The sequence below is a fragment of the Treponema sp. Marseille-Q4523 genome (assembly GCF_016901105.1).
Lineage (GTDB): Bacteria > Spirochaetota > Spirochaetia > Treponematales > Treponemataceae > Treponema_D.
Genome location: NZ_JAFEVM010000064.1, coordinates 1,449 through 3,366, shown reverse-complemented (window position 1 = coordinate 3,366; position 1,918 = coordinate 1,449). Strand labels below are relative to the sequence as shown.

1 rRNA gene (running past one end of the window) is annotated in these 1,918 nt (G+C 55.2%); it reads left to right on the top strand.

The window, feature by feature from the left end:
- The first annotated feature begins 78 nt into the window (after positions 1 to 78).
- Positions 79 to 1,918: ribosomal RNA gene (locus tag JSQ97_RS12415) — 23S ribosomal RNA — on the top strand (it continues 1,196 nt past the right edge of the window).

The window sequence follows — 1,918 nt, the reverse complement described above, 5'->3', positions numbered from 1 at the left end:
GTCTTTGAAAATATAGGGAAGGGAAGAAGGTTTGAGCGCATAAGCGGTTGGAAGCTTAGAGCGCGGGAAAGAGAATATGGTCAAGCAAGTATAGGTTTGTGGCGGATGCCTAGGAGCTGTCCGGCGAAGAAGGCCGCGGTAAGCTGCGAAAAGCTGCGGGGAGGAGCAAACATCCTTAGATCCGCAGATAGCCGAATGGGGTAACCCGTATGTCGAAAGGCATACACCGCGCGCGGGAAGAAGATACTGCGGCGGAGCGATACTGCGTGAAGTGAACCATCTAAGTAACGCGGGAAGAGAAATCAACAGAGATTGCGCAAGTAGCGGCGAGCGAACGCGCAGGAGCCTAAACCCTTATGTAGGGTGTTGCAGGGCCGCACGGGGATGACCCGTGGAGTTTGGAAAAAACCGATTTTTAGCGGAAGCGTCTGGAAAGGCGCGCGAGACAGCGTGAAAGCCGCGTAGGCGAAAAGGATCGGACTCCATGGTGCGGTACCTAAGTAGAGCGGGGCACGAGAAACCCTGTTTGAATCCGGGTCGACCACGATCCAAGGCTAAATACGAGACAGCTACCGACAGCGAAGAGTACCGTGAGGGAAAGGCGAAAAGAACCCCGGTGAGGGGAGTGAAAGAGAACCTGAAACCGCAAACCGACAAGATGTCACGGCGCATGGGCGTTGTGGCGTGTCTTTTGTAGAATAAACCTGCGAGTTGCGATGCGCGGCGAGGCTAAGGGTTGGGAGATCCGGAGCCGGAGCGAAAGCGAGTGTGAGAAGTGCGAGAAGTCGCGTGTCGCAGACCCGAAGCCAAGGTGATCTAATTATGGGCAGGCTGAAGGCAGGGTGAAACCTGTTGGAGGGCCGAACAGTAATCTGTTAAAAAAGGTAGTGATGACCTGTGATTAGGAGTGAAAGGCTAAACAAACCTGGAAATAGCTGGCTCTCCCCGAAATGCCTTTAGGGACAGCCTCATGCAAAGCGGAAGGAGGTAAAGCACCGGATGGGATAGGGGGCGTCACAGTCTACCGACACCAATCGAACTCAGAATGCCATCCGCCAACGCATGGGAGTGAGACTGTGTGCTCCAAGGTTCATAGTCGAGAGGGAAACAGCCCGGACCGCCGGCAAAGGTCCCAAAATAACGCTCAGTGTGAAATGAGGTGCGTTTGCACAGACAGCCAGGAGGTTGGCTCAGAAGCAGCCATTCCTTAAAAGAGTGCGTAACAGCTCACTGGTCGAGCAGGCGTGCGCAGACAATGTAACGGGGCTAAGCGTTATACCGAAGCCGCGGGTCCGCATTGTAAGATGCGGGCGGTAGGGGAGCATTGCGCTAACCGAAGAAGGCGTACCTGCGAGGGGCGCTGGAGGAAGCGGAAGAGAGAATGCAGGCACAAGTAACGAAAAGACGGGTGAGATTCCCGTCCGCCGAAAGCCTGAGGATTCCCGGGTAAAGGCAATCTGCCCGGGGTAAGTCGGCCCCTAAGGCGAGGACGAAAGTCGTAGTCGATGGGAAATCGGTTCAAAATCCGATACCCGATTCGGTTTTGAAGGCAGGACGCATGAGGTGAAATCCGGCAGGAGAACGGTAGATCCTGTCCAAGCAGCGAGGTGTTGAGAGGGCGGTTAAAAGAGTCCTTGAGCTGAGCTGTTACGGGGAGCGGAGCGCAGGCGAAGCGAAGCGGACGTAATCAGGGTGCCGGGAAATACTGTCTAAAGTTAGGCTGAGTCGGACCGTACCGGAAACGGACACACGCAGGCAGGATGAGTAATCTAAGGCGCACGAGCGACCCCGCGTTAAGGAACTCGGCAAAAAGCACACGTAACTTCGGAAGAAGTGTGGCTCACGCTGATAAGGATGTGAGCGGCAGAAAGCAGGCCCAGGCGACTGTTTATCAAAAACACAGCCATCTGCGAACCGG